General features: G+C 44.6%; 19 protein-coding genes. 12 read left to right on the top strand and 7 right to left on the bottom strand.

What is annotated here, in order from left to right; genetic code table 11:
- Nucleotides 1-101: 101 nt before the first annotated feature.
- From AB6E78_RS09005 to AB6E78_RS09015, 3 genes are all read right to left on the bottom strand, one after another.
- A complete protein-coding gene (locus tag AB6E78_RS09005; RefSeq protein ID WP_372133142.1) occupies nucleotides 102-1,463 on the bottom strand; it encodes an L-serine ammonia-lyase in 1,362 nt (453 codons plus the stop codon).
- A 120-nt stretch (nucleotides 1,464-1,583) separates the two neighbouring features.
- Nucleotides 1,584-2,837, bottom strand: coding sequence for an aromatic amino acid transport family protein (locus AB6E78_RS09010; RefSeq protein WP_017065422.1), 1,254 nt, complete (start codon nucleotides 2,835-2,837; stop codon nucleotides 1,584-1,586).
- A gap of 309 nt (nucleotides 2,838-3,146) precedes the next feature.
- Complete coding sequence (locus tag AB6E78_RS09015; protein ID WP_372133145.1) at nucleotides 3,147-3,746, bottom strand: CoA pyrophosphatase; 600 nt, start codon at nucleotides 3,744-3,746, stop codon at nucleotides 3,147-3,149.
- Nucleotides 3,747-4,049: 303 nt separating this feature from the next.
- Between AB6E78_RS09015 and AB6E78_RS09020 the strand changes: the two genes are divergently transcribed.
- Complete coding sequence (locus AB6E78_RS09020; RefSeq protein WP_017060423.1) at nucleotides 4,050-4,592, top strand: heme NO-binding domain-containing protein; 543 nt, start codon at nucleotides 4,050-4,052, stop codon at nucleotides 4,590-4,592.
- A gap of 1 nt (nucleotide 4,593) precedes the next feature.
- Nucleotides 4,594-6,312 carry an ATP-binding protein gene (locus AB6E78_RS09025; RefSeq protein ID WP_017065652.1) on the top strand — a complete coding sequence of 573 codons (1,719 nt, stop codon included), beginning with the start codon at nucleotides 4,594-4,596 and terminating at the stop codon, nucleotides 6,310-6,312.
- A 142-nt stretch (nucleotides 6,313-6,454) separates the two neighbouring features.
- Here AB6E78_RS09025 and pabB read toward each other — a convergent pair whose 3' ends face one another.
- Nucleotides 6,455-7,834: an aminodeoxychorismate synthase component I gene (gene pabB, locus AB6E78_RS09030; protein WP_372132189.1), complete on the bottom strand. Its 1,380-nt coding sequence runs from the start codon at nucleotides 7,832-7,834 to the stop codon at nucleotides 6,455-6,457.
- A gap of 254 nt (nucleotides 7,835-8,088) precedes the next feature.
- Here pabB and AB6E78_RS09035 point away from each other — a divergent pair, with 254 nt between their 5' ends.
- From AB6E78_RS09035 to AB6E78_RS09070, 8 genes are all read left to right on the top strand, one after another.
- A complete protein-coding gene (locus tag AB6E78_RS09035) occupies nucleotides 8,089-9,606 on the top strand; it encodes a fumarate hydratase (protein WP_102320448.1) in 1,518 nt (505 codons plus the stop codon).
- Nucleotides 9,607-9,770: 164 nt separating this feature from the next.
- Nucleotides 9,771-9,956 (top strand): hypothetical protein, encoded by a 186-nt coding sequence (locus tag AB6E78_RS09040; RefSeq protein ID WP_004734731.1) that lies wholly within the window; start codon nucleotides 9,771-9,773, stop codon nucleotides 9,954-9,956.
- Between the two features lie 217 nt (nucleotides 9,957-10,173).
- Nucleotides 10,174-11,547, top strand: a complete 1,374-nt coding sequence (locus AB6E78_RS09045) for a YcjX family protein (RefSeq protein ID WP_017067718.1) — start codon at nucleotides 10,174-10,176, stop codon at nucleotides 11,545-11,547.
- Between the two features lie 14 nt (nucleotides 11,548-11,561).
- Nucleotides 11,562-12,614: a YcjF family protein gene (locus AB6E78_RS09050; protein WP_372133149.1), complete on the top strand. Its 1,053-nt coding sequence runs from the start codon at nucleotides 11,562-11,564 to the stop codon at nucleotides 12,612-12,614.
- Between the two features lie 123 nt (nucleotides 12,615-12,737).
- A complete protein-coding gene (tyrR, locus tag AB6E78_RS09055) occupies nucleotides 12,738-14,282 on the top strand; it encodes a transcriptional regulator TyrR (protein WP_372133152.1) in 1,545 nt (514 codons plus the stop codon).
- A gap of 18 nt (nucleotides 14,283-14,300) precedes the next feature.
- Nucleotides 14,301-14,888 carry a ribosomal protein S5-alanine N-acetyltransferase gene (gene rimJ / locus AB6E78_RS09060; protein ID WP_017060432.1) on the top strand — a complete coding sequence of 196 codons (588 nt, stop codon included), beginning with the start codon at nucleotides 14,301-14,303 and terminating at the stop codon, nucleotides 14,886-14,888.
- A 152-nt stretch (nucleotides 14,889-15,040) separates the two neighbouring features.
- On the top strand, nucleotides 15,041-15,514 hold the full coding sequence (locus AB6E78_RS09065; protein WP_017060433.1) for a DUF2947 domain-containing protein: 474 nt from the start codon (nucleotides 15,041-15,043) through the stop codon (nucleotides 15,512-15,514).
- Nucleotides 15,515-15,782: 268 nt separating this feature from the next.
- Complete coding sequence (locus AB6E78_RS09070) at nucleotides 15,783-15,998, top strand: hypothetical protein (RefSeq protein WP_017065431.1); 216 nt, start codon at nucleotides 15,783-15,785, stop codon at nucleotides 15,996-15,998.
- Between the two features lie 171 nt (nucleotides 15,999-16,169).
- Here the strand turns inward: AB6E78_RS09070 and AB6E78_RS09075 are convergent, their stop codons facing one another.
- The 3 genes from AB6E78_RS09075 to AB6E78_RS09085 form a co-directional block, all read right to left on the bottom strand.
- Nucleotides 16,170-19,010, bottom strand: coding sequence for an Hsp70 family protein (locus AB6E78_RS09075; protein WP_372058513.1), 2,841 nt, complete (start codon nucleotides 19,008-19,010; stop codon nucleotides 16,170-16,172).
- Nucleotides 19,011-19,163: 153 nt separating this feature from the next.
- Nucleotides 19,164-21,122, bottom strand: coding sequence for an Hsp70 family protein (locus AB6E78_RS09080; RefSeq protein WP_017060435.1), 1,959 nt, complete (start codon nucleotides 21,120-21,122; stop codon nucleotides 19,164-19,166).
- Nucleotides 21,122-21,754, bottom strand: a complete 633-nt coding sequence (locus tag AB6E78_RS09085; RefSeq protein WP_017060436.1) for a DUF2760 domain-containing protein — start codon at nucleotides 21,752-21,754, stop codon at nucleotides 21,122-21,124. Before AB6E78_RS09085 ends, AB6E78_RS09080 begins: the two co-directional genes overlap by 1 nt.
- Nucleotides 21,755-22,102: 348 nt before the next feature.
- Between AB6E78_RS09085 and AB6E78_RS09090 the strand changes: the two genes are divergently transcribed.
- Together AB6E78_RS09090 and AB6E78_RS09095 are read left to right on the top strand one after the other, a co-directional pair.
- Nucleotides 22,103-23,641, top strand: coding sequence for a diguanylate cyclase domain-containing protein (locus AB6E78_RS09090; RefSeq protein WP_372133157.1), 1,539 nt, complete (start codon nucleotides 22,103-22,105; stop codon nucleotides 23,639-23,641).
- Between the two features lie 87 nt (nucleotides 23,642-23,728).
- Entirely contained in the window at nucleotides 23,729-24,259 is a 531-nt protein-coding gene (locus AB6E78_RS09095) for a 3'-5' exonuclease (protein WP_017060438.1), read from the top strand.
- The last annotated feature ends 10 nt before the right edge of the window (nucleotides 24,260-24,269 follow it).

The following is a 24,269-nucleotide window of genomic DNA, read 5'->3' on the forward strand; positions in this document are numbered from 1 at the left end:
ACAGCTCTGAAGGATCCTTCAACCGATCGCTTTGGCTTTAACTGATCGGCATTAACGCCGCGGCGTTCCTTTTTTATTATCGGTTTATTAATTCAGAATGATTAACAAACAACCTTAACAGCCAAACCACCTTGAGATGTCTCACGGTATTTAGCGTTCATGTCTTTACCTGTTTCTAGCATTGTTTCGATAACTTTATCTAGAGAAACAGTAGGAGCAGAAGAGCGACGAAGCGCCATACGAGTCGAGTTGATTGCTTTAACTGCAGCAATACCGTTACGCTCGATACATGGTACTTGTACTTGGCCAGCAACTGGGTCACATGTTAGACCTAGGTTGTGCTCCATGCCGATTTCTGCAGCCATACATACTTGCTCAGGGCTACCACCCATAAGCTCAGCAAGACCAGCAGCAGCCATAGAGCATGCCACACCAACTTCACCCTGACAGCCAACTTCAGCACCAGAGATTGAAGCGTTACGCTTGTAAAGACCACCGATCGCGCCAGAAGCTGCGAAGTAACGGATGTAATCTTTCTCTGTCACTGTTTGGATGAACTTATCGTAGTAAGCCAATACAGCAGGGATGATGCCACATGCGCCGTTTGTTGGTGCCGTTACTACACGGCCGCCAGCTGCATTTTCTTCGTTTACTGCGAAAGCAAACATGTTTACCCAGTCAACAACCGACATTGGATCATTGGTTGTTTTTTCTGAAGTCATTAGCTGTTGGCGAAGTGCTGCTGCACGGCGAGGAACACGTAGTGGACCAGGCAGGATACCTTCAGTATTCATACCGCGATCCATACACTCACGCATAGTTTTCCAGATGTTAGCGAAGTAAGTGCGAGACTCTTCGTCTGAGTGGAACGCTGCTTGGTTTTTCATAACCAGTGTACTGATAGAAAGACCGCTTTCTTTGCACTGATTAACCAGCTCTTCAGCTGTTGTGAATTCGTAAGGTGCTTTGATTGGGTTTTCTTCTTCTTTGCCGAAGTTCTCTTCGTCAACGATGAAACCGCCACCAATTGAGTAGTACGTTTTTGAGTATGCAACTTCGTCACCAACCCATGCATGAATGCTCATGCCGTTCTCGTGTAGAGAAAGGTTGCTAGTGTGGAAGTTCATACCGCCATCGCGTGGGAACGATACTGTATGACAGTGCATGCCAACAGGAAGGCGCTCAGTTTCTTCTACGCGAGCAATGAAGCCAGCAATAGAATCGATATCAACACGCTCAGGAGTATTGCCAGCAAGACCCATGATGATTGCGATATCTGTGTGGTGACCTTTCCCTGTCAGTGATAGTGATCCATATACGTCCACGGTGATTTTAGTGATGTCGCGCAATTTTCCCATTGAACGTAGGTTATCAATAAATTCTTTACCCGCTTTCATTGGTCCAACTGTGTGTGAGCTCGATGGACCAACACCGATTTTATAGATATCAAATACACTAATCATAGCGATTACCTCAAAAAGAGAGCCTCCCAAGGGGAGTAGGGAGGCTCATTTATTATCATTATATTTTTTGTCTAATCTCGCGATATAAGATGGATGCCATCTTATAAAAAGGGCTTGAGATTAAAGAGCGCCGTAGATTACAGAACTAATAGCCGCTAGACCACATAAAGCTGTAAAGATTTGCACAGGTGCTGAAGTTTTGTACTTAGCCATAGCTGGTACTTTCTGCATCGCGAACACAGGCATTAGGAACAGGATAGCTGCAATCATTGGAGCACCCATTGTTTCAATCATACCTAGGATACTTGGGTTAACTACCGCAACAATCCAAGTTGTAACAACGATGAACGCTAGAGATGCTTTTTCAATCTTAGAGATTGAAGAACCAGAGCGAGACTTGATTAGACCAACAAGACCTTCGTGAGCACCTAGGAAGTGACCGAAGTAGCTAGAAGTAATCGCTGCGAACGCTACTAGAGGACCCATGTAAGAGATAAGTGGAGACTCATGTACGTTTGCTAGGTAAGAAAGAACAGAGATGTTCTGTGCTTGTGCTGTTGCTAGTTGCTCTGGAGATAGAGAAAGAACTACAGAGAATACGAAGAACATTACAAAACCCATCAGCATCATTGCTGCGCCGCCAGTGATCGCGTCAGTTTTCTTAACTGCGTTTTCACCGTATACACGACGTTGCTCTTTAGAGAACTGTGAAATGATTGGGCTGTGGTTGAAAGAGAACACGATGATTGGAATAGCAAGCCAGATAACAGAAGGCATTGTTGACCATTCAGGTGTTACTTCCATCATTGAAGTGTTCCAATCTGGAACTAGGTAGAAAGACAGTGCTAGTAGGATGAATACTAGTGGGTAAACCATTGCTGAAGTCGCTTTCAGCATCAGATCTTTACCGAATACAACACCTGTAGTCATAGCAAGGATAAGTGCACCAGAAAGAAGAGGACGAGGAATAGATTCCATACCCATTTGGTTTACTAGGAAAGAATCAACAGTGTTTGTGATACCAACACCGTAAATCAGAACGATTGGGTAGATAGCGAAAAAGTAAGCGAAAGTAATAAGGTTTGCGCCAGTCTTACCGAAGTGTTCTTCTACTGTATCTGTAATGTCAGCTTCAGGGTTTTTAGCAGACAGTACGAAACGAGCTAGAGATTTGTGTGCGAACCAAGTCATTGGTGCCGCAATTAGAGCTAGGATAACTAATGGCCAAAAACCACCCGCACCAGCTTTGATTGGAAGGAATAGTACGCCAGCACCAACTGCTGTACCGAATAGTGATAAACACCAGGTAAAATCTTTATAGTTAAACTTGCTTGAATCTTTAACGGCATTTGCCGAAGAAGTTGTTGTGTTCATGTTAAATTACTCATTTTTTGGGAACAGGAAATAAGTCGGGGCTAATTCTGCAGAATTTTCTTCTGCAAAAAATAGATCTAAATCATGTAATGAAACGGCGTGTCACATGATATGCGAAAAACGGATTTTTGATCACGAAAATAGCGTGCCACAGGTGATTTATGTTTATGCTTGGTATTACTTTTATTTATGCGAAAGGCGGGGTTGTATAGATTTATACCAGGGAAACGTTTGCGTAAAATTGCATTAATAAATCTGTTCCATAGAAAGTCTGGATTTTGTTAACAGAGATTAAACAAAACGTAGTTGCTATGTAACTTGTTGCACTACATGTTGCTGCAGTGAGTGGATGATTTGCGCCGTAACGCCCCAAATTAGGTGCTCTTGGAAGGGCATAGCAAAAACTCGATGCTTGATTTGTTTAAAGTTAACAGTGTGGCTGTGTAACTTGGCTTGGTCTAAAACATAGGTAGCGGGCACCTCAAAAATTGAGGCAACTTCGTTCTCATCGATGATGGCTTTATAGTCAGGATCGACCATGGCAACAATCGGCGTCACAGAAAATTTACTAATAGTACTCAATGCAGGTAATTGCCCAACAATTTTAACTTGATCCGATCGAATTCCCACCTCCTCATGGAGCTCTCGGAGTGCAGTGAATTGCATAGAAGGGTCAGAAAGTTCGTGTTTACCACCAGGAAAGCTGACTTGGCCGGGGTGATGCTTTAAATGAGCCGCTCTTTTAGTAAAAATGACATGTAAACCATCTTCTCTTTCAACTAAACCTACCACCACTGCCGCTTTACGTAATTGCTCGCCACTGATGTGCGAAACACGCTCTACTGACTCAGGATGATAGCCAACGGTAGGGTTAAGTTGGAATTGCTGAAGGAAGTTTTCTTTATTCATATCAAGCCAATATATTGATTATTATGATTTTAAGTATAGACATAACCGTGGGTTGATTACCAATATCGAGTTTTTCTTCATTCACTTTCCCTCTTTTAGTTATCAATTGGGCGTCATGAGAGGCTGTTTACCGATGAATCTCCTCAAAATGACGATTTTTGCTATATTCAATATGTGCATACAGGCGAGTAAGCGTTACCCATGTCATAAAATTGGGTGACGAAACGTAGATTTTTTGTTTAAGAATTTGATAACAATAACTTAGTGGACCATTCTAAAAAGAAATAGAAGAAAAGGTATGAGATGAAAGGAATCATATTCACCGAATTTTTAGAGCTTGTTGAAGACAAGTTTGGGCTAGAGCTTTTGGAAGAAGTTCTAGAAATGTCAGAAGATGAAGGGATCTATACGTCGGTCGGCAGTTACGACCACAAAGACCTTGTCAGGTTGATTATCAACTTGAGTAAGAAAACCGATATTGATGCGGCAAGCTTGCAACGCGTGTTTGGGCAGTCTGTATTTAAGAACTTACTGGCCTCATTACCGAATAAAGCGAGCCTTGCTCACAGCAATACCACCTTTCAATTTATTCAGCACGTAGAGCGTTACATTCATGTTGAAGTGAAGAAGCTCTATCCAGATGCTGAGCCACCTGAATTCAGTTTTATCACCACGACCGAAGCACAACTTGTTTTTGACTACAAAAGCGCAAGGTGTATGTCTCATGTTTGCTTGGGGCTTATTGAAGGATGTGCTGAATACCACGGTGAATCTATCGCGGTGGAGATGACGCCACAAAATGATGACCAAAGCGTGGTTAGGTTTAATCTCAAAGTAGAAAAGTAATATGGATCTGGCATCTGCCCTAGAGAAGAAGCTTAAGCGTCAAATCGCGGCAAGGAAAGCGGCTGAAGGATTGTTGGAACAGAAGAGCCTCGAACTGTTCGAGGCTAACCAACAGCTTGAGCTTGCTTTGCGTCAGTTAGAAAAACGCTCCAACGCGAATATACGCCGCATTGAATTCCAAGAACAAATCGACAACCTGTTGATTGATTTTGGGCGCGCGTTTCTAAGAAATGATCTCGATGATGTCATGCTATCTGAACTAACGACCAACGTGACTAACAGTTACTTAATCGAAGCCAGTCGTTTGATTCTACCTCCCAAGCTCATCCCTCAGTTACAGACCTATGATTATGGCGATGAGACTGTCGAGGTGTTAGAGCAAGACATTCAAGAACCTCATTGGCAAGACAACCTACTGACCGTGCCCTTAGAGGTTGAAAAAGTCATAGTTGGTGCGTTAATCGTCAGAGTCAGGTTGTTAGACCAAGACTACGAGTTTATCCAAAGCCAACTGTTGTTGGTCACGGACCTTATCTGCAGTGCCTTAACCCATCAACTAGCAATCAACCGAAATATTGAATCACGTAAACGAGCGGAAGAGTCCGAAAGGGCAACGCGTGACTTTGTGGCCATGATTAATCATGAGTTAAGAACTCCACTTAATGGCTTACTAGGCAGTGCCGAGTTGATCAGTGATACCGAACTGAATAGCTCTCAGCGTGAGATAGTGAACAACCTGAGCCAATCTGGAGAGTTTCTCCGAACCATCATTAATGATCTATTGGATTACAGCAAAATCAATGCAGGGATGTTGGAGCTTATTCCAAAGAAATTTGCCCTACGTGATTTGAGAAACACGATTGAAAGCATCTTCGTCAATCGAGCAATTGAGAAGCAGCTCGAATTCAATATCAGTGTTACGTCAAACGTTCCCTCCCATTTCCAAGGCGATTTAGAGCGCATCACACAACTGTTTGTGAACTTAATAGGTAATGCGATTAAATTTACAGAAGAAGGGCATGTGAATGTTGATATTGAGTGGGACAAAAACCAATTTGTTTTCTCTGTAGAAGATACCGGAGTCGGAATTGCTGAATCAGCACATAAGACGCTATTTGAACCTTTTACACAGGCAGATAACTCAAGTAGCCGAAACTATGAGGGCACCGGGCTTGGCTTAGCGATTTGTCGCAAACTGGTGGCTCTGATGAATGGCGATATTGGGGTGACCAGTGTTGTTGGCTCAGGCACGACCTTTACCATCTCGATTCCTCTTCAAGTTGTCGATGTTCCGGCAGAGAGTGATAGTGTCGCCAAGGGCTTTGAGTCTGAAGCGGAATTGTCACTACTTAAAGTGCTGGTGGTTGATGATATTAAGATGAACCAGATCATCATCCAGCAAATGCTTCGTAAACATGAGATTGAACCTGCTATCGCAAGCAATGGTGTCGAAGGGTTTGAACTCGCGTCAGACAATGAATACGATATTGTATTCATGGATTGCAGAATGCCTGTTATGGACGGGTTTGAAGCAACAGAGAAGCTAAGAGAGAAGGGTTACGTTAAATCTATTGTGGCTCTGACCGCCGGAACGACACTTGAAGAACGCGAACGTTGTATTCAGTGTGGGATGGATGACATTTTGAGTAAACCTTACACCGCCAACGATCTGAAAGAGATGCTTAAGAAGTGGGGTGTCTCTGCGGTGAAGGTCGCTTAAACACGCGAATAAAGCGTTGTGAGTTATGTACTCTAACTTACAGACTAAAAAACCGAAGTGATCTTACGATCCTTCGGTTTCTTTTTATATCGAACTTTTGCTAGCCGTTAAGCTACGGAACTCGCAGTTAATGACACTAGGTTTAGCAATCTTCAAGTACCGGTAGAATTCGACTCAGCTTATCCAGTGTTTCTTGGTATTCAGAAGCACAATCACTATCAAATACCACACCACCGCCAGCCCAAGCATAAAGCGTGTTGTTCTCGGCGACTAATGTACGAATGGTAATACTGGTATCCATTCTGCCATTTCGGCTGATGTAGCCAATACTGCCGCAGTACGCTGAACGTCGATGCGGTTCTAACTCTTCAATGATCTGCATCGCGCGAACTTTTGGTGCGCCAGTAATCGAGCCTCCAGGGAAACAGGCTCTCAGAAGGTCAGTTGCAGAGTATTGGTCATCAAGGTCCGCTCGTATCGTGCTCACTAAGTGGTGCACGGCAGGGAAGCTTTCAATATCGAAGAGCTTTGGTACATGCACTGTGCCCGGTTTTGCTACTCGGCCAATGTCATTACGAAGTAGGTCGACGATCATCAAGTTTTCCGCCTGATCTTTATCGGCGCTTGCTAGGTCTTGCGCGTTGGTATTATCAATCATCGGGTCCTCAGAACGAGGTCGTGTGCCTTTGATTGGCTTGGTTTCAATGACGTTGTCTTTGAGTTCTAAGAAACGCTCTGGCGAAACACTGATGATTGCGCAGTCGGCCAAACGGATAAAACCCGAAAAGGGCGCTGAGTTGTACTGTTCTAACTTGTCATAAGCCAGCCATTCACTACCTTGGTATTGGGCATTGAAGCGCTGAGCTAAGTTAATCTGATAGCAGTCCCCGGATAACAGGTACTCTTGAACACTATCGAACTTAGTGGCGTAGCTCTCTTCGCTCATATTGGATTGCCACGGTGTGGTTAACCCAAAGGGCGCATGTGATAGGTGTGATTGAGCCATCTGCTGCATTAGCCAATCATGATGTTCATCGATATTGCTACCGACAATACACGCCGTTTTCAATTGGTGGTCAACGATAACAGCCCATTCATACAAGCCAACTGCCATGTCAGGTGCTTCAATATCACGCTTTGCGAGTGATGGAAGTGTCTCGACTCTGCGCCCTAAATCATAGCTAAAATAGCCTAAAGCGCCGCCAACGAATGGCAACTGAGTGTGCTCTTTAGTCGCAGGCAATAATTGTTGCTGATATTGGTCGAGTAGTTCGAAAGGATCAGAGTCTGAAACCTCGCACGTCTCATTAACATTAACGGTCGTTTCTGCACCGATTGTCTCGAAGGTGGCGATGGGTTGAGCAACTAAAATATCGTATCGACTATCAACGTGGCTTTCTGAAGCGGAGCGTAATAGCATTGCCCACGGCAGGTTTTCAATATGGGAAAACAGCTGTTTAGCTAAAGTTGATTGATATTCAAGCGGCTTGATTTGGATAGAGCGAAATTCGTTGTTATTCATTTGTTTAATTTGTGACAAAGAGTTCGATCACTGCATGGCGTGTGAGAGGAAGCAAGAGTATCATAAATTGAAAATAAAATGGGTTCTTGATTAGAACGGAGTAATCCAAGTGGTTTAGTTTAAAGCTATGCAAGCGATTGCTAAAGCAACTAAATACAGCTCAACACAATAAAAAGCTAAACCACCTAATTCGATTTGGCACATATAGTCAAACTGTGAACCCACATGGAACCAGAACAATAAAGAGGCATGCAATGACGGTTATTCGTAAGCAAGATGTGATCAGCAGTGTCGCTGACGCACTTCAGTACATTTCTTATTATCACCCTTTAGACTTTGTCCAAGCCCTAGAAAAAGCGTACGAGAAAGAAGAGAGCCAAGCAGCTAAAGATGCGATCGCTCAGATTCTTATCAACTCGCGCATGTCTGCGGAAGGCCATCGTCCAATTTGTCAGGATACGGGTATTGTTACTTGTTTCGTGAACATCGGTATGGATGTTAGGTGGGAAACGGATCAAACAGTACAACAGATGGTTGATGAAGGCGTTCGTCAAGCTTACAACAACCCAGATAACCCATTGCGTGCATCTGTCCTAATGGACCCTGCAGGTAAGCGTATTAATACCAAAGACAACACACCAGCGGTTGTCCACATTAATATGATTCCAGGCAACAAAGTTGAAATTCAAATCGCGGCTAAGGGCGGCGGTTCTGAGAACAAAACCAAGATGGTTATGCTGAACCCTTCTGATGATATTGCAGAATGGGTAGAGAAGACGCTGCCAACAATGGGTGCAGGCTGGTGTCCACCGGGTATGCTAGGTATAGGCATCGGCGGTACGGCTGAGAAAGCAGCTGTGCTAGCGAAAGAATCTTTGATGGAACACATCGATATCCAAGAGCTTATCGAGAAAGGTCCTGAGAACGCAGAAGAAGAGCTTCGTTTAGACATCTTCAACCGTGTAAACAAGCTTGGCATTGGTGCACAAGGTCTTGGCGGTCTCACTACTGTGGTTGATGTAAAAATCAAAACAGCACCAACTCATGCTGCTTCTAAGCCTGTATGTTTGATCCCGAACTGTGCAGCAACGCGTCACGTTCACTTCACACTAGATGGCAGCGGCCCAGCAGAGCTAACGCCACCTAAGTTAGAAGAGTGGCCAGACATCACTTGGGAAGCGGGCGCAAATACACGTCGTGTTAACCTTGATGAAGTGACTAAAGAAGACGTACAAGAGTGGAAGACCGGCGAAACGGTTCTTCTGTCAGGTAAGATCTTAACCGGTCGTGATGCTGCTCATAAACGTATTCAAGGCATGCTAGAAAGCGGCGAAGGCTTACCAGCCGGCGTTGATTTCAAAGGCAAGTTCATTTACTACGTGGGTCCTGTTGATGCTGTAGGTGATGAAGCGGTAGGTCCTGCGGGCCCAACAACTTCAACACGTATGGATAAGTTCACTGACATGATGCTGAACGAAACTGGCATTATGGGCATGATCGGTAAAGCGGAACGTGGCCCTGCAACGGTTGAATCAATCAAAGAGCACAAAGCGGTTTACCTAATGGCGGTTGGTGGTGCAGCTTATTTAGTCGCAAAAGCAATTAAAAAAGCACGCGTTGTTGCGTTTGAAGATCTCGGTATGGAAGCGATTTACGAGTTTGAAGTTGAAGATATGCCTGTAACGGTAGCGGTTGACTCTAACGGCGTGAACGCACACCAGATCGGCCCTGACACGTGGAAAGTGAAGATTGCTGAAGCTGAGAAAGCGTAATTAATCGACGCCAAAAAATCGTAATTGTCGCTAACTTCAGCGTTTGAATTGCAATTTTTGACAGAAAGTTAAAGACAAAAGTGCAGCATTATCTGCACTTTTGTCTTATTATCAATGATATAGTGATAAACACATAGTTTGATATAAGAACATAGGAGAGAGGAATGCCTCGTTTTATTCAGATCCTACAGATTATCTTGGCAGTGGTGATTGGTGCTTTTGTTGGCTACGACCTGATCTTGAAAGGGATCAGTATCTTTGATAATAAATACGTGACGATTACATGTGCGCTTTGGCTAATTGCAGAGATTGCGCTGTTTGTTATCTACAAGTTGATTGAAGACGATTAAACGTCGGATATCGTGCAAAAATTCTAAAGCCCCTGATTATGAATGTAGTCAGGGGCTTTTATTCATCTAGCATTAAGAATGTGTATTGCATACTCATCAACATCAACATAAGCAAAAGCAAAAGCAAAAGCATACAAACTATCCCAATTGGGAAAGAACATAGGCTTGCCTCTCTATTATCATAACCAGCTAGCCTAACTATCACGGAGTCGTTCAAATGAAACACCTAACTCAAGAAATGAGTGACTTTATAAGCAGAGGAACGGATTCTCATATTCGAGTAGCGGTCACGGGTCTTTCTCGTGCGGGTAAGACAGCATTCATAACTTCGCTGGTTAATCAGCTTCTTCACACGTCTACCCATAAAAACCTGCCACTGCTTGCATCGGCGAGAGATGGAAGAATTATTGGCGCAAAGCGCATCCCGCAACACAACATGATGATCCCACGCTTCTCTTATGATGAAGCGATGGAGTCGTTGAATGCACAGCCACCAGAATGGCCAGTGCCAACGCGTGATGTCAGTGAGATTCGTCTAGCAATCAAATATAAGCCTGCGAAGGGCGCGAAAAAGCTACTGAGTAAAAACAGCACCCTTTATCTCGATATTGTCGATTATCCAGGTGAATGGCTGCTTGATTTGCCGTTACTGGATATGGACTTCGATACCTGGAGCCAATCTCAGTTTGCCGCATTGAAAGGCGACAGAGAAACTTACTCGCAACAGTGGAACGCCATGCGAGGTGATATCGATTTGCTAGCAGAAGCGGACGAAAAGAAACTGGTCGCGATTGCCGATAGCTACACTCAGTACCTTCATACTTGTAAAAGTAACGGGCTGCATTGGGTACAACCGGGTCGATTCGTATTACCCGGTGAGCTTGAAGGCGCGCCTGTGTTGCAATTCTTCCCGTGCATCGCACCTGAGGGTAAGTTCTCAAAAACAAGTAACTATGCGGTACTGAAAGCGCGTTATGAAGAGTATCAACAGAAGGTCGTCAAAGCGTTCTACAAGAATCACTTCGCGACGTTCGACAGACAAATCGTGCTAGTGGATTGCTTACAGCCACTTAATGCGGGCTATGACTCTTTCATGGACATGCGTGGCGCGTTAGAACAGTTACTTAAGAGCTTTAAGTACGGTCGAAGCAATATCTTAAGACGTTTATTCGCGCCGAAGATCGACAAGATCTTGTTTGCAGCCACAAAAGCTGACCACGTGACACCGGATCAACATCCGAACTTGGTGTCACTGTTACAACAGATGGTGCATCCAGCTTGGCAGCAGGCGGCGTTTGAACACATCGACATGAGTTGTATGAGTATCGCGTCTATTCAAGCGACCAGCGCGGGTTATATCTCGTCGGGTTCAGACAATGTTCCGGCGTTGCAAGGTGTGACTTTGGATAATGTCCCTCAAACCATGTATCCGGGAGAGGTGCCGCGTAAGTTGCCTAATAAACAGTATTGGGAAACCAACCAGTTTGATTTCACGAGCTTTAGACCGATGGAGCAACATTCCGATGAGCCTTGCCAACATCTAAGAGTCGACAAGGTTTTAGAGTATCTCATTGGCGACAAGTTGAAGTAATTGAGGCAATCAAAATGAGTGAATTAAAAACAAAGCAGGTCTTTAATGAACCGTTGAAGACCTCTTTTGATGAGCAAGACAAGACCGACGTTGGCCCGGATTTAGGTGCTCAACAACTGTTCACAGAGCAAGAGAAATTTGTCCCTGTCGCACCGCAAGTGGAAGCCGAACTTGATGGTGAAGCTGAGCAGCAATTGGAACAAGTGATTCGACCGAGCAAAAAGAAGAAGAGGTTTGGAACGGGTTTATTGGTCGCTTTTTCTGGCCTAGTTGGATGGCAAGCAATTGAATCGGTCATTACCGCAATTCAAACTGCTGATTGGCTTGCGTTAGGTTGGGCAGGCTTTATTGCTGCCATTGCTTCATTGGGTTTAGGCGCAATAGGCAAAGAGCTGTGGAAACTGCGTTCACTTAAAGATCACTTTAGTGTCCAAGAGCAGAGTGAAGAGCTACTCCAAAGTCAAAGTGTCGGCAAGGGCAAAGCGTTCTGTGAAAACATCGCCAAGCAAGGCGGCATTATCGCTGAGTCTCCTTCGTACGATAAGTGGCGAAACAGCATTAACCCTGCACACAGTGATGCAGAAGTGTTGGATATGTACGATGCGTTAGTCGTGAGTCAACAAGACAAAGTAGCGACTCAAATCGTCACTAAGTTTTCGACCGAATCGGCGGCTTTGGTCGCGGTGAGTCCATTGGCGGCGGCTGATATGTTGTTGGTGGCTTGGCGAAATTTCACCATGATAGACAAGCTTGCTGATGTGTATGGCATTGAGCTTGGCTACTGGTCTAGGATTAAGCTATTTAAATTGGTGTTAATCAACATGGCAGCAGCGGGAGCCAGTGAACTCGCAATTGATGCAAGTATGGATCTCGTCTCGATGGATCTTGCAGGCAAAGTCTCAGCTCGAGCAGGGCAGGGGCTAGGTGTTGGTATTCTTACTGCAAGACTGGGTCTAAAAGCCATGACATTGCTTCGACCTATGCCTTGGCATAACGAGAGAAAAGTAAAACTGGCAGACCTCCGCAAAGCTGTCCTTTCAGAAATAAAGCGTATCACTCTCAAATAAAGCATTTAAAGCTCAATAGTTTGAGAAGAAGAGTAAACATATGTTTACTCTTCTTCTTGACTGAACTCAGAGCTTAATCCACACTACTGTCAACTTATCCTGACACCTATAATAGGACTATTTGTGCGTCTTGAAGTATTGTGTGAAGACAGACTCGGCTTAACACGTGAGTTGCTCGATATCTTGGCCTCAAAAAGCATTGATTTAAGAGGAATCGAAATTGATGTTAAAGGCATTATTTACCTAAACTGCCCTGATATCGATTTTGATGCTTTTAGTGAACTTATGGCTGAAATTCGCCGAATTTCAGGTGTGAAGGATGTACGTAAAATCCAATTTATGCCAAGCGAAAGGCATAACACAGAGCTGATTGCTCTGCTGGCAAACCTACCTGATCCTGTGATTGCGATTGACCTTAAAGGCTCAGTCGATATGGCTAACCACGCCGCATTGAGCCTCTTCAACAAACAAGAAGATGAAGTCATCGGTGAACCGCTCGCGACGTTTGTTCCTAGTTTTAACTTTGCTCGCTGGATCGAAGGCGATGTAACGCGCCATCGTGAAGTTGTCGTGTTGGATGGCTTAGATTTCTCTATTGAGATCCTGCCGATTTACCTTGGTGGTGATGTCAACGAAGCGGTACTGGCAAGCGCAGTAATGACGATTCGCTCTTGTAATCAAGAGATGAACTCGCCAGATTTAATCCCAGAACAGAACAACCTTGGTTTCGAACACTTTGTTGGTGTCTCTAATCGCCATAAAGCCTTGATCAGCCAAGCTAAGAAATTGGCTATGCTGGATCAGCCTCTATTAATTGAAGGCGATACAGGGACAGGCAAAGAGATGTTGGCAAAAGCGTGTCATAACCGTTCAAATCGATCGTCTTTCCCATTCTTGATTCTAAGCTGTGCATCGATGCCTGATGACGTAGCGGAAACGGAATTGTTTGGTCATGCGCCGGGTTCATTCAACCATGAGCAAGGTCATAAAGGTATTTTCGAACAAGCGAATGGCGGTACCGTATTTTTAGATGAAATTGGCGAGATGAGCCCGCATCTACAAATCAAATTGCTGCGTTTCCTACAAGATGGTTCATTCCGTCGTGTTGGTGAAGAAGAAGAGATGCACGCTGATGTTCGTATTATTGCATCAACGCGCCACCGTCTTTCTGAATTAGCCGACTCGGGTTCGTTCCGTGAAGATTTGTTTTACCGCTTGAATGTACTGACTCTGTCTATCCCTGCATTGCGTGAGCGCTCAAACGACGTAGCACCGCTATTGGAACTGTTCGTTGCAAAGTACGCGCAGCAGTTAGGTATGTTAAAACCAAAATTGACTCAAGAGTTAGTCGACCAGCTTGGTAATTACCAATGGCCGGGCAACATTCGTCAGTTAGACAACATGGTTCTACGCGCACTAACAGAGTTGGATTCAGACACGCTAACGGTTGAGCAATTCCACTTGCCACAGCTTGAAACAATGACGGCAGGAATGGCGAACCTGAGCTTAGATGGTTCGCTCGATGAAATCATGAAAGACTATGAATCTCAGATTCTAGAGAAGCTTTATCAGTCTTTCCCATCAAGCCGTAAGCTAGCAAAACGTTTGAATGTATCTCATACCTCAATTGCGAATAAGCTTCGTGATTACGGTATCAGAAAGAACTGATCGAATAAGAACAAGATTATGGAAGATTTGAGTACACCAGAGCGCATTTATAAGCATGATGGTAATCTGATTCTACGCACGGCTGAAATCGATGATGCTGGCATGATCAGCGAGTACTTTCAGGTTAACAGAGAGTATCTGAAACCTTGGGAACCGATTCGCGAAGACGCGTTCTTTGATAGAGCGAGTTGGGCGCAGCGACTGATTAAGTTAAACGAGCTTCATAAAATGGGGCTAGGCTATTACTGTTTACTGATTAACGCTGACTCTAATGAAATGTTAGGCACCATATCGTTCAGTAATTTGTCGCGTTTCCCGTTCTACGCTTGTAATGTCGGTTACTCATTGGCGCAAAGTGCACAAGGCCACGGTTACATGCGCAGAGGTTTGAGCATGGCCAAAGACTACATGTTTGATGTGCAGAACATGCACCGCTTAATGGCGGGCTACATGCCTCACAACGAACGCAGTGCTGGTGTATTAGAACATCTTGGTTTTGTCCGAGAAGGTTTTGCTAAAGACTACCTACAGATTAACGGTAAATGGGAAGACCATATACTGACGGCATTAGTTAACCCAAACTGGGAAGATAGACGCGCTGTATAGAGATCAATAGTCATTAGGCGTAAGTACCAATTAAGCGTAAATACAGATTTAGAGGCAGTGACGACATAGATAAAATGAAACCGTCACTGCATCAAAAAGAACAGATAGGCATGGTAAATCCATCAGCCTGAGAAGATATTTGAGGAATTTTGATGTCATACACAACTTTGGACGAATACCAAAGAAAATGGATTTTCACACACCAGTCAATGCCGCTGCCGGCAGAGGACTTGGAAAAGATTAAGCCAATGACACAGGCGAGAGCTTCTCAGTTCTGGAAAGAGAACGTGAGCCCTCAAAGCCCAGACGCAGAACGACTGAGCTCGCAAGACTGGCCAAGCAAAGCATCGAACTGGAATGAAGAGATCAGCTGGATGGCGCATTGGGAAGCGGATGAGCCTGAAATGCCAGAAGAGATTCTTAACTTTATTGATTGGCAAGATGACGTAACTGTTTATTTTTGTTATGAAAAGTACAATGTTCTTGAAACCAAATGGGCGATTTTCAAGAAGCATTGGAAGAACTTTTTGTTCTACGATGATGGCCCGATTTTAATCGGTCGTCGTCGTTCAGAAGCCCTTTGGTTTGCTACCAATGGCAAGGTGAAAATCGGTAACCGTGCTTAATCTCGGTGTGATTTAATCGAGTGAGTGTTGGTGTTTCGATCAACAGATAGAAAAACAAAAAGCGAGCATCGAGCTCGCTTTTTTTGTGCCTAATGATCTTCGAAGATCATGGGGAAAGACCCACTATTTGAGCCCAACTAAAGGTGACCATATCCACTCATTTAAAGCGAGTGAATTACGAAATTGAGATCGCTATCTCATTGGGTTAGTTGAAGTTTCATGGGGTTGAGCTATCTTTATATTACTGCCTTAGTGGAGGTGAAGTATTATGATTTGGGATACTCTCGAACGTGTAAATAAACTTCGCAAGGAAGCAATGGAGGATCCAGAGTTTTTGGATTCAGCAAAAATGCATGAGGAATGGCTTTTAAGCGAAACTCATAATCAATCGAACAAAGGAGCAAAAGAGAATAAACCGAAAAAACTATCTGACATTTATGAAAATACGGATTTTCCTATCAACCCAACTGGAACCAAACATTAACAATGATGAACTGCAACACGGCTAAGGCTCTTAACCAAAAAGCTATAAGTCGATTACACATACCAGCCTTAAGCCACCAATAAAAAAGCCACTTTCAACGAATCGAAAGTGGCTTTTTCTTTTCTTGCTAGCTTCTTTACCATTAGCAACGAAAGCTAATCGTTTTCAAACCTAGTTATTGATTAGGCTTAATCCGCTTGGTAACGCATCACCAAACACACGCTTAGATTCACTCTCAGAAAGCTCAGTCACTTCACTCACTAGTGTTAACCATGAGTCAGGTACCTTGCTTTGCTTAAGCTTCTCAATCACTTGATTGCGATAGTCGTCAGAGATATCAAACTGACGGTCACCGGTTTTTCGACAAATCATCACCGCTGCGAAGGCGATCATCTGCTCTTTCTGCCAGTTCTGTTCAAGCAGTTTTGGTAACCACTGTTCAGCTTGCTCTCTAGGAATTACGCTGTGTTGGCTGCCATACAAAGGCGTTCTTGATGCTAATCGTCCTAGCGCCCACCAGTGAGCCTGTTCAAATTGGTTATGGTTGATCGCTTTGCTTAAGAACCAACTTGCCAGCAGCACTTTGTCTTCAACCTCAAGTTGCTCAAGTGACGCCGCTAAACGGACCATGGCTTCATAACCATTATCTTGCGCATCTTTGGCTGTCTTAGGGTTCTTCATTGCACCTGGGTGAAGGTATTTAGCGATGTCAGCCAAGATACTCTCTTGCTGCTCTTGGTTTAGCCCACCAGCGACACGACGCCAGAATACCCACCAGTCTGTCCAGCCTTGGTGGTTCTTGAACTGAATGTTCTGTTGGTAAAGGCCCCAAATCTGTTCGATACGCCATGAGTCAGTCGGATCGCCAAAGCCAGGACGTAGCGAGTATCCCGCCAAACGTAGCCAGTTCTTCTCGTGTGCTTCTGAGCGGCGACGACGTTTACGACCTAATGAGAAGGTATCAAATAGATGACGAAGGGTCGTGAAATCCCATTCATCACGCTTACCGAGTCGCTTCTCAAGATCTTTCGATAGTGTTTTGATCTCTTTTGATTCAGCACTCTTCTTGTTGCCGCTGTACAGACGAGAAATCAATTCCTTACATTCATCCAGTCTTGGGTGAAGTTTAGCGGTATCAGACTCATCACCTTGCTTGTTTCTTACTTCAAACTCGAGCAACCAACGTTTAGAGTCATCTTCTGTACTCACACATTCCATTTTCAGTGTGCCGACTTCCGTTAATTGACACGCGAGCAATACTTCGACGCGTTCTTTTTGGTTGGCTTGGAGCTCTGCAGTACCTGAACCTTCCAGTGTAGAAATATACGGTGGAAGAGGGGAGAACAAGTCAGCGTCGACATTGACCATCACACCATTTTGAATAGCGGTGTCATGAGCAATTTGATCGTGTGTTGAAGTCAGAAGATTAAATCGTACCGGTTCGCCTAAAGTCAGCGAGAAACGACGGCTGTTCAAGCGTATCTCTTGGCCTTCTTCGGTTCCTTTGGCAAGCAGACAAAGCGCTTTACCCATCTTGTTTTTCTCTTGCAGATGCAAGAAGTAAGAACGGGCAGCACCGCCACCGATTTTCAGCTGTGCACCGCGGCGTGCTTTACCAAAGGCAACCGCGCCAAGGGCAACAGACCAATCTGGATGAGGGTTATCAAGCACTGTGATAGGAGAACCGTTCCAGTTGCCCAGTAGCTGAGTAATTCGCTCTGTTACCAGTTCACTGTTAAACACACCACCATTGAGCAGCACGCCAACTGGAATTGCAGGTTTGGTGTCATCGAACTCAATAGAGTCTGAGTTTTCCAATGCGGCTTTAGACACTTGTTGGTGCGTTGCTAGGAATTCTGCAACGTGCTTACTCACCGCAGGGTCAGCCACGTAAGGCAGACCAAACTCAACCACAGCACTGCGGCGTTTGTCGGGTGTTTCAGTAAACTCAGAAAGCGGGAAGAAACCTTCCAATGCGATTTGATGGACTTCTTGTTTAGTTAAACCAATACTCTTAGTACCGCCAAGCAGTTTTGAACCGCTGCCCAGCATGGTGATCTTTACATCATCGGGCGCATTGGCAGAAAGCAGGCTCTCTTTTGCGGCGCGAGTCTGTTGAATCAGTTTGGTTAGGCTAGAGGCATTCAGCTTTTTGTTTTGATTGAAGCGTTGCTCTGCAAGGTGGGCAAGGGCTAAATCGAGGTTATCACCACCAAGCATCAAGTGTTCACCAACACCAATACGGTCGAGTGCGAGCTCGTTATTACCGTCGCTGTTCGCATCGAATTTGGCTTCAATTAAGCTTAAATCGGTGGTACCACCTCCAACATCACACACTAGAATCAGTGGGATTTGTTGAAGTTCATCTGCTGCGGTTTGTTGGTGACGGGCATACCAGTCATAACAAACGGCTTGCGGCTCTTCGAGTAATAGAATCTTACCTAAGCCCGCCAGTTCTGCGGCTTCGAGTGTTAGCTTACGTGCTGTCTCATCGAAGGAAGCAGGAACGGTAACCACAACATCTTGGTCTTCCAGCTTGTTGCTCGGGTTACGGTAGTTCCATGCTTGGCGAATGTGGTTGAGGTAGCTTGCACTCGCCACAACTGGCGAGACTTTATCGACATCAGCTGCGCCAGCCCAAGGCAGAATGTCGGAGTTACGATCAACCGCTTGGTGTGATAGCCAACTCTTAGCACTCGATACTTGGCGGCCTTCAACCTTAGCGCCTAATTCACGAGCCCATTCACCGACGATAACGTTCTTAATATCGCCTTCAACGGGGCTTGGTTCCCACGGCATCGTCAGGTCAGAAGGGGAGATTTGACCTTGTGCTGGGTGGTAACGAAAGGATGGAAGTAGGGGCTTGCGAACCACTTCACCGGGGCCGATGAGTTGGTCAATATCGAAAAGAGAAACGGGAGCATGTTGTAGGTCGTCGTTGATTTCACAGTAAGCGACAACCGTATTGGTTGTACCTAAGTCAATGCCGACTAAAAAACGAGGAGTTGCCATACAAAACCTTATTCTTCCAGAGTGATGACCAGTTTTTTGATAGCTTTGGTCTTATTGTTGTTATTCGTAAACGTCATTCCTGAGAAACAGGCAGGACTAGATTGAGAAATGCATTGATAAAGTAACGGCACCCGCTAAGGTGCCGTTGATTCATTATGCTTGTTCGTTTGAGTCGTTATTCGAGTCTTCACGAACATCGAACTCAACGTGCCACTTCTGACCGTTGTCAGTAGCAATCGCTTCTAGGTGTAAGGTGCCTAGCTCAGTAACGCGAGAAGCCAAAGTCACTGGAACCACTTCACCTTCGCGACGGCCTTCAGAAACCGGCAATGTCACTTGGATTTCAGGAAGCTCATCAAGCTCTTCAGGCGCCCAGTGATCAAGGTGCGTACCCGCTTCATCTTCACGACGAATGGTTGAACCGAAGAACTGGAAGTGTACTGGCTGACCAATCACTAGACCGAATTCTTGGCTAGGTACTTGTACGCTTGAACCTTCTTCCATACCAAATGGTGCAACACACAAAGCTTCCATCGGAGGAGCCATACCTGGGATAGCTGGCATCGCGCTTTCAATTCCTACGTAGTAAGAAGAAGCGATACCACCGCGGATACGAACGCCTTGGCCACGACGAACTGCGCCGTAGTATGAAGCGCCACTTGCAACCGCTAGGTCTAAATCTAAACCTGAAAGCTGTTTTGCGAACTCTTCGTCAGCATTGATCAACCATTCGTTGATCGTATCTGAAAGACGATCAGCAAGTAGGTTCGATTTTAGAACACCACCATTGAACAGGATTGCTGTTGGCTTGATGAAGTCTGCCGCTGGCGCTTCTGACCCTTGCGTACCGGGCATACCGGGCATGTTTGCAAACGGGTTGAAATCTTGCTGAGCCGTTTCGCTATTTCCAGAAAGCGCGTTCGCTTGCTTAGAAAGGAATGCGGCAATGTGACGAGTAATACCTGCGTCTTGAGCGTAAGGCAGACCCATTTGAGTCAGTGCGCCACGCGTCTTTTGTACAGGGTGCTCAGTTACAGCAACTTTAGGGAAGAAGCCGTCCACTAATGTTTGTTGAACTTCTTGCTGAGTCAGTTCTGTTTTCAGTGTTGCGCCAAGCAGTTTAGAACCACGGCTTGGAACAACGATAGGCACAGATTGCAGTTCAGCATCGTTAAGCAGTGCTTCTTTCGCATCACGACATGCGTGAGTCATTGCTTGAACCTGCCAAGGAGCCAGTTCTTTGCCTTCTTGAGCCAGTTTCATTTTCAGACGGTAAGCGAGCGCTAAGTCCATGTTGTCGCCGCCAAGTAGGATATGTTCACCTACTGCGATACGGTTCAGGCTTAGGTTGCCGTCATCTTGTGTTACTTCAACTAACGAAAGGTCGGTTGTACCACCACCGATATCGACAACAAGAACGATGTCACCAACGTTTACTTCATCACGCCATGTGTCGTTGCTGTTATCAATCCAGCTGTACAGAGCCGCTTGTGGCTCTTCAAGAAGCGTTAGGTGAGTGAAACCAACATTACGTGCAGCTTCTGCTGTTAGGTCACGAGCCGCAGGATCAAACGAAGCTGGAACCGTGATCGTTACATCTTGGTCTGCCAGTTTGTGTTCTGGGTTTGCGTGGTTCCATGCGTCTTTAAGATGCTCAAGGTACAATTCAGTTGTCTTAAGCGGAGATACTTTTTCAACTTCTTCAGGGCTGCCTGCAGGAAGGAAAGCATCGCGACGGTTAACACCACCGTGGCATAACCAAGATTTTGCACTTGCTACCAAACGGATAGGGGTTTTAGAACCAAGGTTACGAGCAATTGCACCCACTAGCGCTTTTGGCTCTGAAGACCAAGGAAGAACGCGAGAGCCCGCATTCATTTCATGTTCGTGCGGTTGGTATAGGAACGAGCCAAGTTGGCTGCGAGTTTCTACTGTACCTGGCGCCGTCAGTTGAGGGATTTGCATCACCTCAACGCGAGCGTCTTCATTGCTTGTGTCTATGTAAGACAAAACGCAATGTGTAGTACCTAAATCGATACCAACACTGAACTTGGGTACCTGGTTTTGCTCTTGAGAAGATGGCTCTTGAGCTGAATGACTTTGGTGTTCCATTATAGCTCCACCTCTGCCGGTGCAATTACAGATGCATCGTAGTTTTCAGCAAGCTTAGGCAGGTTCATGTCAGTTGCTTTCCAACCTTTGTGAACTAGTGTGCCGTTGAATGGTGCATTGCCCGTTACGTTGCCAGTTAGGCGAATTTCTTGAGGGTTGAAACCTTCAGCGATAGTGATACGTGTTTCTTCATCTTCAGTGCGGATGTGAGACAGCGTTACGTAATCAGCCAATACTTTTTGACCGCCAGTGTGAATAACACGAGCTGCTGCGCCAACTTCTTCATCAGAGAATGACGTTAGGTCTTCTTTTAAGAAGTCGATAAGGCGCGCTTCTTGCTGCATGATAGACAGTAGCTGCATTGCAGAGTCTGTTGGTGCTGTAGCAAGCTTAGATTCAACTTCTACTACTTTTTCGATCACACGTTCAACTTCTACTACTTTCTCTACTTCGACAATTTTCTCAACTGGCTTTTCAACTTCAACGACCTTTTCTACTGGTTTTTCTACGACTTTCTCAACCACTTTGGTTTTACGAGAAACGGCAATTAACAGTAGTAAAACGCTTGATGCAGTTAGGCCTGCGTGAAGCATATCAAACGTTTGTGGGATTAGGTTCAAATCAACGATCATAGTGATTTCTCTTTAAAATTGATTTAACGGTATATTCGTCGGTTCAAAGGAATATACAGGTTGGAAAGAAACTCATTGGCACTAAGCCGAAACGGTCACTTTCAAGCTATAAATATGGATGGATACTAGCATATTCAAGGCTTAAGAGTGGTATTTAATGTTTTTAATCAAGTGGGTTTTTGGTGTGTTAGCTTGAAATTTAGTCGAGATTCGGTCGAATATTGGTCGTCGATGTGAGGGCAAGGTAAACAATGCCCGTTTTATGTCAGTTTTAAGACTAAACAGAAATGGAGCATGATTCCCTCCCGTTATATACTTTTAACTCATTAGAGACTATTTGGAAGCCACATGCCGCACACTACCGACCCACTTACAGGGTTGAAGAGACGAACTCTCCCATTGGTCGTATTTTTGGTCAGTTTTTTGATTACTGTGTTGTGTTTTATATTAGTCGCGTTAAACCAAAACCGCGCGTTAAATATGAATTTGGATAGCTTTGCTACTCACCAGACACTGAGTTTGGAAGCGTTTATCGCTAATGACGTGGCTTACATTGGTTCTGGTGCTAATTTTTTCTACGCAAATGATCCTGAAAACTGGGATAAGTTTGATCGTTTTGCACAACAAACGATTAATGTTTCAAAAAGTCTAATTGGCTTGCAGTGGATGCAAAAAGTGGCAGCAGACGAGATTGCCGAGCATACCGCTAAGATGAAAGAAAAATACCCGTCTTACGAGCTGTTCACTATTCCAAAACACGAAGCCAAAGTCTTTGGTTACATCTTAGATGGTGAGCCGGCGTTCATTGCTAGTGACCTGTATCCCAACACACAAGCAAACGACAATGTAGTTGGCTTTTATTTTTCTCGTGAGCGCTTCAAGCTGGTTTTAGATAATATTAAACAGACACGTAAAGCGAATATTTCAGACAAAGTTCGCTTGCTTCAAGACGGCTTAGATCAAAATACACCAAAGACCGGCATGTTGGTTTATCACCCTGTGTTTGAAGGCGAAAGCGATAATCTACTTGGCGTTGTGATTGGTGTGGTTCGTACCACATACTATTTTGAGAAACTTCTGGCATCTACTGTCGGCGATATGGACGTTTATGTGCGTGTTACCGATAGCGGTTTTGAAGCTGAAGATGCCCCGATAATGTTCGAAACCAATGGTTATGAAGCGGTAACTGGGCAGCACATTACAAAGACGATTACATTAACTAACCGTGAATGGATTATCGACTTCAAGATAGATGCATGTATTTCATTTAATGGTTACTTAGTGTTGGCGGGAATCGGCATAGTTGGTACCACTATCTCATTACTGCTTGCTTATATTGTGAACCTGCAAATTCGAGAGAAAGAGCGCTTATATCGAATGATTGATGAAAGAACAGAAGAACTTCGCTTTCTTGCCAATCATGACAGTTTAACGGAAATTTATAATCGCCGAGCTTTTAATAAGATGCTTGGTCAATCGATACAAAGCGATAAGCCGTTTAGCTTAATAGTGTTTGATGTTGATAAGTTTAAAGAGATCAATGATAAGTTTGGGCACCCAGCCGGTGATGCGTTACTTATTCATGTGATTAAGGTTATCTCAGTGAGCTTGAAAGAGGGGGATAACCTGTTTCGTATAGGTGGAGATGAGTTCTGTATCATTTCTAGTATTACAAACCATGAAGCCTTAGAACGATACTTACAATGTATTCTAAGAACAGTGAGCCAGTCTCATTGTGAGCACAAAGGTCGACAGCTCAGTTGTACTTTGAGTATTGGTGCTGCTATTTACGCTAATGAAAACACGGAAGAGATTCTGCAAAAAACAGACAGTATGCTCTATCAAAGTAAGTCGAATAGCCGAAATCGAGTGACAATTGCAGGCTAAATGAGCACTTGATACAACTAGGGTCGAGTTCTGTATTGGGCTCATGTACAATTTCACAAAATTTTTGACGAGAGAATTAGGCGACGTATGAATCACAATCGAGTGGTGTGTTTCGATTTGGAAATGTGCTGTTGGAGCGAAGACGGTGTAGGAACAACAGGGGAGATCATTGAAATTGGTCTTGCTGAGATCGATCTTGTATCTGGAACCATCGTGAAGCGCGCACAATACTACGTTAAGCCAGAGAAAGACGAAGTCTCTCTATTCTGTGCCGAGTTAACGGGCATTACACCTCGCAAAATCGAAAAGCAGGGTCGCCCATTAGAGTCTGTTATCAAGTCGATGATTAAGAACTTCGGTGGTCCCAAAAAAATCTACGCAGCGTGGGGACGTGACGACCTTATCTTACACAAAGAGTGTATTGAAAAAGGCATCGAGCCTCCGTTTAGCGAGTTCTTAAACATCGCAACGCTTTACCGTGTTCAGAATCGCTTGAAAGACAAACGCATTGGTCACCGCGCTGCTCAAGAAGCCAAAAATATTGAGTGGGAAGGTCGTCAGCACTCGGGTTATGTCGATGCTTATAATCTTGCGAAACTCACATTAACTATGTTGTAGCTAAATTTTT

It is taken from the genome of Vibrio sp. 10N.247.310.98 (assembly GCF_041467395.1).
In the GTDB taxonomy this organism is placed as follows: domain Bacteria; phylum Pseudomonadota; class Gammaproteobacteria; order Enterobacterales; family Vibrionaceae; genus Vibrio; species Vibrio crassostreae_C.

Coding starts and splice junctions, on each gene's coding strand:
- AB6E78_RS09020 (WP_017060423.1), top strand. CDS start 4,050: ATGAAAGGAATCATATTCACCGAATTTTTAGAGCTTGTTGAAGACAAG.
- AB6E78_RS09040 (WP_004734731.1), top strand. CDS start 9,771: ATGCCTCGTTTTATTCAGATCCTACAGATTATCTTGGCAGTGGTGATT.
- AB6E78_RS09015 (WP_372133145.1), bottom strand. CDS start 3,746: ATGAATAAAGAAAACTTCCTTCAGCAATTCCAACTTAACCCTACCGTT.
- AB6E78_RS09070 (WP_017065431.1), top strand. CDS start 15,783: ATGATTTGGGATACTCTCGAACGTGTAAATAAACTTCGCAAGGAAGCA.
- AB6E78_RS09090 (WP_372133157.1), top strand. CDS start 22,103: ATGCCGCACACTACCGACCCACTTACAGGGTTGAAGAGACGAACTCTC.
- AB6E78_RS09050 (WP_372133149.1), top strand. CDS start 11,562: ATGAGTGAATTAAAAACAAAGCAGGTCTTTAATGAACCGTTGAAGACC.
- AB6E78_RS09075 (WP_372058513.1), bottom strand. CDS start 19,010: ATGGCAACTCCTCGTTTTTTAGTCGGCATTGACTTAGGTACAACCAAT.
- AB6E78_RS09010 (WP_017065422.1), bottom strand. CDS start 2,837: ATGAACACAACAACTTCTTCGGCAAATGCCGTTAAAGATTCAAGCAAG.
- AB6E78_RS09065 (WP_017060433.1), top strand. CDS start 15,041: ATGTCATACACAACTTTGGACGAATACCAAAGAAAATGGATTTTCACA.
- AB6E78_RS09025 (WP_017065652.1), top strand. CDS start 4,594: ATGGATCTGGCATCTGCCCTAGAGAAGAAGCTTAAGCGTCAAATCGCG.
- AB6E78_RS09085 (WP_017060436.1), bottom strand. CDS start 21,754: ATGATCGTTGATTTGAACCTAATCCCACAAACGTTTGATATGCTTCAC.
- AB6E78_RS09005 (WP_372133142.1), bottom strand. CDS start 1,463: ATGATTAGTGTATTTGATATCTATAAAATCGGTGTTGGTCCATCGAGC.
- rimJ (WP_017060432.1), top strand. CDS start 14,301: ATGGAAGATTTGAGTACACCAGAGCGCATTTATAAGCATGATGGTAAT.
- AB6E78_RS09095 (WP_017060438.1), top strand. CDS start 23,729: ATGAATCACAATCGAGTGGTGTGTTTCGATTTGGAAATGTGCTGTTGG.
- AB6E78_RS09045 (WP_017067718.1), top strand. CDS start 10,174: ATGAAACACCTAACTCAAGAAATGAGTGACTTTATAAGCAGAGGAACG.
- AB6E78_RS09080 (WP_017060435.1), bottom strand. CDS start 21,122: ATGGAACACCAAAGTCATTCAGCTCAAGAGCCATCTTCTCAAGAGCAA.
- AB6E78_RS09035 (WP_102320448.1), top strand. CDS start 8,089: ATGACGGTTATTCGTAAGCAAGATGTGATCAGCAGTGTCGCTGACGCA.
- pabB (WP_372132189.1), bottom strand. CDS start 7,834: ATGAATAACAACGAATTTCGCTCTATCCAAATCAAGCCGCTTGAATAT.